General features: G+C 56.8%; 10 protein-coding genes. 6 read left to right on the top strand and 4 right to left on the bottom strand.

All coding sequences use genetic code 11. From position 1 onward, the window contains the following. Positions 1-9 precede the first annotated feature (9 nt). Complete coding sequence (gene merT / locus FIV38_RS26135; RefSeq protein ID WP_001294667.1) at positions 10-360, bottom strand: mercuric ion transporter MerT; 351 nt, start codon at positions 358-360, stop codon at positions 10-12. A 71-nt stretch (positions 361-431) separates the two neighbouring features. Between merT and merR the strand changes: the two genes are divergently transcribed. From merR to FIV38_RS26155, 4 genes are all read left to right on the top strand, one after another. Continuing rightward, positions 432-866, top strand: coding sequence for an Hg(II)-responsive transcriptional regulator (merR, locus tag FIV38_RS26140; RefSeq protein WP_000429838.1), 435 nt, complete (start codon positions 432-434; stop codon positions 864-866). Between the two features lie 217 nt (positions 867-1083). Beyond that, positions 1084-1659 carry a recombinase family protein gene (locus tag FIV38_RS26145; RefSeq protein WP_033902375.1) on the top strand — a complete coding sequence of 192 codons (576 nt, stop codon included), beginning with the start codon at positions 1084-1086 and terminating at the stop codon, positions 1657-1659. A gap of 4 nt (positions 1660-1663) precedes the next feature. Next, complete coding sequence (locus FIV38_RS26150; RefSeq protein ID WP_200876640.1) at positions 1664-3301, top strand: DDE-type integrase/transposase/recombinase; 1638 nt, start codon at positions 1664-1666, stop codon at positions 3299-3301. Beyond that, positions 3291-4262: an ExeA family protein gene (locus FIV38_RS26155; protein WP_024015038.1), complete on the top strand. Its 972-nt coding sequence runs from the start codon at positions 3291-3293 to the stop codon at positions 4260-4262. Before FIV38_RS26150 ends, FIV38_RS26155 begins: the two co-directional genes overlap by 11 nt. A 627-nt stretch (positions 4263-4889) precedes the next feature. On the opposite strand, the gene FIV38_RS30065 is transcribed toward FIV38_RS26155, so the two are convergent. Beyond that, on the bottom strand, positions 4890-5036 hold the full coding sequence (locus FIV38_RS30065) for a hypothetical protein (protein WP_162843700.1): 147 nt from the start codon (positions 5034-5036) through the stop codon (positions 4890-4892). Between the two features lie 102 nt (positions 5037-5138). Here FIV38_RS30065 and FIV38_RS26160 point away from each other — a divergent pair, with 102 nt between their 5' ends. Further along, the gene (locus FIV38_RS26160; RefSeq protein ID WP_130898264.1) at positions 5139-5327 is read left to right on the top strand and encodes a hypothetical protein; all 189 of its coding nucleotides are present in this window, start codon (positions 5139-5141) and stop codon (positions 5325-5327) included. 114 nt (positions 5328-5441) lie between these two features. Here the strand turns inward: FIV38_RS26160 and FIV38_RS26165 are convergent, their stop codons facing one another. Further along, a complete protein-coding gene (locus FIV38_RS26165; RefSeq protein ID WP_038445813.1) occupies positions 5442-5660 on the bottom strand; it encodes a hypothetical protein in 219 nt (72 codons plus the stop codon). Between the two features lie 305 nt (positions 5661-5965). Here FIV38_RS26165 and FIV38_RS26170 point away from each other — a divergent pair, with 305 nt between their 5' ends. Then, positions 5966-6508, top strand: coding sequence for a plasmid partition protein ParG (locus FIV38_RS26170; protein ID WP_038445811.1), 543 nt, complete (start codon positions 5966-5968; stop codon positions 6506-6508). A 620-nt stretch (positions 6509-7128) separates the two neighbouring features. On the opposite strand, the gene FIV38_RS26175 is transcribed toward FIV38_RS26170, so the two are convergent. Next, positions 7129-7887, bottom strand: a complete 759-nt coding sequence (locus tag FIV38_RS26175) for a phosphoribosyltransferase (protein ID WP_038445809.1) — start codon at positions 7885-7887, stop codon at positions 7129-7131. Positions 7888-8256: the final 369 nt, after the last annotated feature.

The raw sequence follows: 8256 nt of genomic DNA on the forward strand, positions 1-8256 counted from the left end.
CTCCTGTGATCAATAGAAAAATGGCACGACGTAGGGAAATCCGAGCGCGACCAAAACCAGCACGGCCACGCCCCAGAAAATGAGCTTGTAAGTAGCTCGCACTTGGGGAATCGCGCAAACCTCACCCGGTTTGCAGGCGGCTGACGGCCGGTAGATGCGCCGCCAGGCGAAGAACAACGCCACCAGCGCCACGCCGATAAAGATGGGGCGATAGGGTTCCAACACCGTCAAGTTGCCGATCCAAGCGCCGCTGAACCCCAAGGCGATCAGAACCAGCGGCCCGAGGCAGCAAGCCGAGGCGAGGATGGCGGCCAGCCCGCCAGTGAAGAGCGCGCCGCGCCCGTTTTGAGGTTCAGACATACGTTTGTCCTTTCGAATCTGAATTGGATAGCTTAAGCTTACTTCCGTAGTTATGTACGGAGTCAAGCGATATGGAAAACAATTTGGAGAACCTGACCATTGGCGTTTTCGCCAGGACGGCCGGGGTCAATGTGGAGACCATCCGGTTCTATCAGCGCAAGGGCTTGCTCCCGGAACCGGACAAGCCTTACGGCAGCATTCGCCGCTATGGCGAGACGGATGTAACGCGGGTGCGCTTCGTGAAATCAGCCCAGCGGTTGGGCTTCAGCCTGGATGAGATCGCCGAGCTGCTGCGGCTGGAGGATGGCACCCATTGTGAGGAAGCCAGCAGCCTGGCCGAGCACAAGCTCAAGGACGTGCGCGAGAGGATGGCTGACCTGGCGCGCATGGAGGCCGTGCTGTCTGATTTGGTGTGCGCCTGCCATGCGCGGAAGGGGAACGTTTCCTGCCCGCTGATTGCGTCACTGCAAGGGAAGAAAGAACCGCGCAGTGCGGACGCGGTGTAGCCCGAGGGAACTACGCCTTAGCGTGCTTTATTTTCCGTTTTCTGAGGCGACTCCAACGTCAGAAAAGACCGTGCGGTCGACTTTTGATATTTCGTGCTGTCGCCTTCTGAAAGTGACAGCAATTCCCACGCAAACCCGCATCGTTGGCATCCAACTACAGTCTCCATCTTTCAGTATCCGACTACACTGAACTATCGCTGAATAGTTGGACAACGCCATGTTGATTGGATATGCCCGCGTCTCGACCGACGACCAACTCCTCGATCTGCAACGCGATGCTCTGGCGAAGATCGGCTGCGAGCGGGTGTTCGAGGATACCGCCAGCGGTGCCAAGGCTGAGCGGGTTGGCTTGACCGCTTTGCTGGCCACGCTACGCCGTGACGACACCGTGGTGATTTGGCGCCTGGATCGCCTCGGCCGCTCGCTGAAGGATCTGATCCGGCTGGTTGAGCAATTGGACGCCGCCGGCGTCGGCTTGCGCAGCTTGCAGGAAAACATCGACACCGCCTCGATTGGTGGCCGCCTGGTGTTTCACCTGTTCGGTGCCTTGGCCGAGTTCGAACGCAACCTAATCCGCGAGCGCACCCAAGCCGGCTTATCCGCTGCACGGGCGCGAGGCCGCAAGGGCGGACGCAAGAAACGGCTCGACCCGGCCAAGCAGGAGCTTGCCCTGCGCCTCTACCATGAGCGGAAACATACCGTGGCGGAAATCTGTCGGATGATGGGCATCGGCCGCTCGACGCTCTACAACTATCTCACCGAGGCCGAGCGTGATGCCCAGCGGGCGGCGTAAAGCCATCCCGACCGATTCGCTGATGCAGTTGCGGCAGCGGCTCGACCGTCTGCCCAAGAAAAGCCCGGAACGGATTACTCAGGTGGCCGCGATAGCCGAGTTGTACGGCGTGTCCCCAAGCACCGTATACCGGGCGCTGAACCTCATCCATAAACCCCACGCGGCTCACCGCGCCGACCATGGTAAGCCGCGGGTATTGCAGCAGGCCGAGCTGGAGCGCTACTGCGAGCTAATTGCCGCGCTGAAACTGCGCACCACCAACAAACAAGGGCGGCACCTATCTACCCGCCGTGCCATCGAGCTGCTGGAGGGCTATGGGGTGGAAACCGAGCAAGGCTTGGTCAAGGCGCCCAAAGGGGTTCTGACCCGCAGCACGGTGAACGAGTACCTAAGCCGCTGGCACCTGGACCAGTCGCGGCTGTTGCGGCAACCACCGGCCACCCGCTTTCAGGCTGCGCACAGCAATGACTGCTGGCAGTTCGACCTGTCGCCCTCCGACCTCAAGCACATCGATAAGCCGGACTGGATCGATCCGGCTAGGGGCATGCCGACGCTGATGCTGTTCAGCGTGGTGGATGACCGCAGCGGAGTGGCCTATCAGGAGTACCACTGTGTATATGGCGAGGACGCGGAGTCAGCGCTGCGCTTCCTGTTCAACGCCATGACGCTGAAGGCGGACCCGACTTTTCCCTTCCAAGGCCGCCCGAAGATGATCTACCTGGACAACGGCCCGGTGGCCAAACGCCGAGTATTCCAGAACGTCATGCAGGCGCTGGACATCGAATGGCAGACACACATCCCGGCCGGCAAGGATGGCACCCGCACCACGGCTCGCTCGAAAGGCAAAGTGGAGCGCCCCTTCCGCACGGTGAAGGAAGCCCACGAGACGCTGTATCACTTCCACAAACCGGAAACCGAAGCGCAGGCCAATGAGTGGCTGCTGCGTTATCTGGTGCGCACCTACAACGTGCAGGATCATCGCTCCGAACCGCATTCGCGGATTGAGGACTGGCTGGCCAACCTGCCCGTCGAGGGCCTGCGCGAAATGTGCACCTGGGAACAGTTTTGCCGCTTTGCCCGCGAGCCGGAACGACGCAAGGTCGGCGTCGATGCCCGCGTCACCATCGACGGCACGGCCTACGAGGTGGAGCCCGACATGGCGGGCGAAACCGTGGTGTTGCTCTGGGGCTTGTTCGATGACGAACTCTATGCCGAGTTCGAGGGGGAGCGCTTCGGACCTTACTACCCCGTCTCCGGGCCAATTCCCCTACATCGTTACCGCGCCTTCAAACGCGGCAAGGCGGATGAGCGCTCTGATCGCATCCGCTTGCTAGCCGGCCAGCTTGGCCTGCCTATCGCCGCATTGGCTGGCGACGATGTGCGACTCACACCCTCTATTATTCCGACGGCACTGCCACGCCAACCCTTCGATGCCGAGGCGCACGAATACCGGTTTCCCAATGCCATCGCCGCCAAGCTCGCCATTGCCGATGACCTAGCGCAGCCGTTGGCTAAGCTCTCTCCCGACGATCAAGCCTTCATCCATCAGGTGCTGAGCGAAACCCTGACACGCCGCATTGTCTTGGAGCGCGTGCGGGGCTACTTCCGCCATAAGAAAACAGGAGAAGAACATGCGGGCTGAAGTAATGCAGCACTACGGACTGGCGTTGCCACTGAACCAGGCCGGCTATTTTGAAACCGCCCACCATCAGCAGTTGATCAAGGACATCAAGGGGGCGATCTTCGAAGGACGGCTGATTGCACTGTGCGGCGTCATCGGCAGCGGCAAGACCGTAATGCTGCGCCGGCTTCAACAAGCGATGGAAGAGGAAAAGAAGATCACGGTCTCCAAGTCTCTCGCCATTGAAAAGCACAGCATCAAGCTGGCCACTTTCATCGCAGCGCTCTTCTATGACCTCTCCACCGAGAAGCAGGTACGCATCCCCACCCAGGGCGAAAAGCGTGAGCGTGACCTACGCGAGTTGGTGAGGAAGAACAAGCGCCCGGTCGCCCTGTTCGTCGATGAGGCCCATGACCTCAACGGCCATACCCTGACCGGTCTTAAGCGTCTGATGGAGCTGGTGGAGGACGGTGACGGGCGGCTGTCGATCGTGTTGGCCGGGCATCCCAAGCTGCGTAACGACCTGCGCCGACCGACGATGGAGGAAATCGGCTACCGCACCGACATCTTCTCGCTCGATGGCATTGCTGGCAGTCAGCGGGAATACATTCAGTGGCTGCTGGAAACCTGCACTGCGGGGAAGGTCGAACCCGAGTCGATTCTGACCGAAGACGCGATCGACCTACTCGCCACTAAACTGCGCACGCCACTGCAAATCCAACTGCACCTCAGCCTGGCACTGGAAGCCGGCTACCTGACCGGCGAGAAACCCGTTTCGGCGGAACTCGTGCAATCGGTGCTGTCGCGCCAACTGGATGATCTGGAGCCAACCCTCACTCGTCACGGCTACCGCATCAAGGATCTAGTGGAGCAATTCGATGCCAAACCCACCGAAATCAAGGCTCTGTTCAGTAATGCGCTAGACCCGGCGCGGGCGGTTGAGTTACGTGACAAGATGCTGGCAGCGGGCTTGCCTATCTGAGTCCTGTCATTTGCAAATAATGCAGGCTGGCGACGATGGAATGCAGGTCGGCGCGGATCAATGCAGGCTCATTCGCAGTTAATGCTGGTTTGCCGGGCCGGTCAGTCGCAGTTAATTCCGGTCGAAAATCGTATTGATTGCAGGTCGGGACGTTTTTAAATGCAGGCCGCTACAACTAGCCCGTGTCAGTAAGGCCGCCGCACGGCATTTGCTAACACCGTACGAGTGCCTGCATGGTAACGAATTTATTTCCAACGTGGTGCGGCGTATCGGCTCATTGGCTGTGTATAAAAGAGCACTTTTTCGGCCAGAGCGAGGCACTACGGGGCTTTGGCGGGGGAAAGATTTTTTTCGAAAAATGGGCCTATTTGCTCGACTGCACAAAAAAACCATCAAAAAAGAACTTTTTTACCAAAAGGGTCGCACCAATCCCTACATCTTGTGTTTATCGTGCGCCCCAAAAACCGCCAATCGTTAATTATTGCCACTGCAAGTGCCACCTTGTACCCTGTCGGTACGTGAATGCTCCCTGTGAGTACGAAAGCTCGGCCACTAACTGGGCTTTCGACGAAAAAGCCGCCCTCCTAAGGCGGCTTTTTTTTGCCCGAAATTTGCTGGCGTGACGCGTCACAGCTCGACGGCAAACCCTTTGATGCCCTGGGCTTCGGCAAAGCGGCCCACCGCTATCAGACTCGCCCAGGTGCGCAGCGCTTCGCGCACCGCGCCGCCCTCGATCATCACCTGCAGAGCGTCTTCATGAATCCCAGCGCGCATTTTTCGTCGTCCTGTTCGTCCGTCTCAACCATGCAAACCCCATGAAAATCACCCTCAAAACCGGTGGGACAATAGGGGAAATCCAAAACGAGAGAAATGCAGATGAATACGTTTTTTATTACTGACAATGGGAACCTCATCGAGGTGATCGAACGCGTCATGCAGATCAAATTTTTCACTCCCTGGGGAGCGGCGACCCAGCCGCGGACAAACTACGAGTACCAGGATAGAGGTGAAGCCAGTGAGGAAGATCGCCGTCGCATCCCGCGAGAGCTGGGTGGGTACGCCTAAAACCCCTCACTAAGGGAATGGTAGGCCAGCCCCCCCACCGACTGGTATCCAGCAGCCACAAAAAAGCTCACCGAGGTGGGCCTGTTTGTAGGGGGCGATTGAACGAATGCCCCGTTATTCGCAGTGGCTCAGCCGGTCGGCCTTGGCTTGCAGTCGGCGCAGGCGGCAGTTGGGGTCGTTGCGCTGCGCACAGCCATTCTCGGCGGAACAGCTGAACTCGCGCTGAAGATCACCCTGGGGGCTGCCCAGGCCGGAGAGGCGGAACACTTGCTTGCTGAGGATGACGCGGGCACCGGAGAGTGGGCAGTCATAGTCGCGTTGTTGATGAGTCATGGAGGTCTCGCTGGGGGTAGGGATGATGCTTGAACGGTGCTGTCACGACACGCGGTCCGGGGCGGATTTCGCGTTGAAAGTCGACGGGCGGCCCCTGTTTGACTGTCCGGTTTTTTGAATTCGGCCGGGTTTTCAGAAAACAAAGAAAAGCTAATGCATCTGCCTGATGCACAAAAAAGCCCGCCGATTGGCGGGCTTTTTTGTGAGCGCGATTTGACGTCAACGCTCGTTACTCGAAACCTTTCTTGTTTTCATGATCATGGAATCATATGATTACATGATCATTAAAATAACAGGAGATCCCCATGAACATCATCATCATCCACAGCGTTAAACACGATTCCGAGGACGGCCTGCGCTTTGTCGTCGCAGAGTTCACCGTGGACGGTGAACTCTATGGGCATAGACTGGCTGACGGTGGATTGCTCGACCGCTCCAGCCTGGATCTTGACCACGAAACCTTGAATGCCATCCAGGAGGCCTTGGATGAGTTTATCCACGACCAGGCCGTGGATACTGAGCTGTACGACATTGACGAACTGACCCAACAGGCGCAGTTGCTGGGCTATCGGCAGGGCAAGCGCTATGTGCTCGACCAGATCGGCGAAACCGTCCAGCTGGTTGAGGTGACCGAGCGCTATCGAACGCCGGTGGCGGCATTTAACAATCGCACGGAATGTGCGCTCTGGCTCCAGCTCAACGAACCGCAGCTGGGAAAGGGACCGGTCAAACGCGTGAATGCAAATATTCCTGAGGCGTTGCACGATGATTTCAAGGCGCTTTGTGTGCGTCGCAAAGTGGACATGCAAGACGTGCTGGCCAAGTTGATTGTCCAGTGGATGCAATGACTGAGCCCACGCCTCGGCCTACCGCTCATTATTCTGCAGTGCCGGTGATCAGACGGTGTTCCTCTTGTGAGGGGAAAATTTATTCCCGTCACAGGTAACTATGGCCGCGAATGGCCACCTGAGACCGTCATCACTAGGACCGCGCGCAGGCCGAAGGCCGCAGACGTTAGGAATTGAAGCCCGAAGGGGCGAGACGGGTCGGCTTTTTTGACCCGGCTCGATGTGCCGTACAAGCCCGGCTCGTAACGTGGGCAACGCCTAAAACGGGAGTCTAGAGAGCGCCGACGTGAACTGCTGAGCCAAGGCTATACAACGAAGCTAGACCAGCTATGACGGGATAGTTTTACCTGATGCACGCCGACAAAACGAGCATTCTGGTGGCGCAAAAAGACGAAAGGGGCCCCTGTTTCCAGGGTCCCCTTTCATGGTGCATTGTTAGCCGATGCCTAACGTAGCGATTTATGGTTCTTAAAACCGGACCTCGCTTGAGGGTGCTCGCTCGGGCCCGCAGGTAAACCTGCTTCATATTTATCGACCACCGGGCATACAAGTGGTCTTTCCTACGCCTCAAATTTGATCATTTCCTTACGGCTATGTCAAGTAATGGGGTATGAATCATGCTATTTCTGCTCGCCAATTACAGTATCCCACGGCCGACCGCTATCCAAAGAGCTCAGGAGACACAGGGCGGAAACCTTATCTGCTCCCGATGCGACCAGCAAGCGCTTGGCAGTCAGAATTGAGGTTCCAGACGATAGCAAATCGTCCACCACCAACACCGACATCCCTTTAACGTCGAGATTTTCGTTTATTTTGAACGGGAACGTATAGCCTCGAAGGTGATTATCCACCTCTTTGAGCTTAAATGGTTCGCCTTCAGACACACTCAGCGTGTGTATCAATGAGGTTATGTCGCGCAAATGTTGTTTGCGGATCTCCCCATTTGATTTCTTATCTCGCAGCGCTTGTGCAACCTCAGCGTTGCTGCACTTCACGAAGAATTCGTAGGAGATCGGGACTGTCGGTAAAGCGCGCCCCACCCGCCTAGCCAAGCCGCTCGCGATCGGATGGCTTGAGGGCAACGCGATGATAAGGTCATAGGTTCGATGAGCCGTCATAAGGTTCAAAATAATGCGTAAATTCGGCATGAATTCAGTGATAGTTTCAGTCGATATCTGATATTTACGCATTCTTTTCAGCGCGAAAATCAGCGGGTTACCATCACCTTGATGACTGTCGCTCTTACGCCGACGGAATACAGAAATGACCTCCGTGCCCTTAATGGACTGCACAAATGGGTTTTTTTCTGTGGATGTGTCCACCAAAAACTGATGCTCATCAGTGTACGAAACAACCTTGTTTTCTACGTCTATACCCACTTGCTATGCCCGCTCCTAGCTCAGGATGGCGTTTTACCATACCAGGCAAATAAATCCGAGCCAGAAGTCATTCCGGAATAAAAGCCGCTTTCGCGGACCTGTCTCGGGTACAGATGCACCTCAGCTATGTCGTATCCGTTGCAGTTGATACAAGCTGCTACATCATCAAAGCAACCTTCCACAATCGTGCCTGAGCGACTTCCTCCACATGTCGAGGTGCAGCTATAGAAAATATGCTCACACCCCGCCAATGGGTCATTGGAGCAAGATCAGCCCTTTCGCTCCAATCGATCAGCCGCTTCGAAGGGCATGCTTCCAGCAAAAGTGATAGCAGGGAAGAATGCAAAAGCTAAAAAAAAGGTTCTCAAC

This window comes from Pseudomonas proteolytica, from assembly GCF_007858275.1.
GTDB lineage: Bacteria > Pseudomonadota > Gammaproteobacteria > Pseudomonadales > Pseudomonadaceae > Aquipseudomonas > Aquipseudomonas proteolytica.